The following is a 247-nucleotide window of genomic DNA, read 5'->3' on the forward strand; positions in this document are numbered from 1 at the left end:
CCACCGCTTCATCCGTGCCTACCTGCGACGACGGCAGATCCCGGCCCGCATCGCCCGCCGAGGCGTCGAGTCCTCCCAGCGCCTCGGCCGCCACCGTTGGGTGATCGAGCGCACCGTCGCCTGGCTCGGCGGCTTCCGCCGACTCCACCGCCGCTACGAACGCAAGGCCGACCACTTCGCCGCCTTCGCCAGCATCGCCGCAGCCCTCATCTGCACCCGACGACTATCCAAATGAGATGTCTTCTAA

At 68.4% G+C, this 247-nt stretch carries 1 protein-coding gene; it reads left to right on the plus strand.

The window, feature by feature from the left end; genetic code table 11:
* Positions 1–235 (plus strand): transposase (locus tag PUR61_RS18935; RefSeq protein WP_329880122.1); only part of this gene is annotated, 235 nt, incomplete at its 5' end.
* Between the last annotated feature and the right edge of the window lie 12 nt (positions 236–247).

The organism is Streptomyces sp. BE20, assembly GCF_036322525.1.
In the GTDB taxonomy this organism is placed as follows: domain Bacteria; phylum Actinomycetota; class Actinomycetes; order Streptomycetales; family Streptomycetaceae; genus Kitasatospora.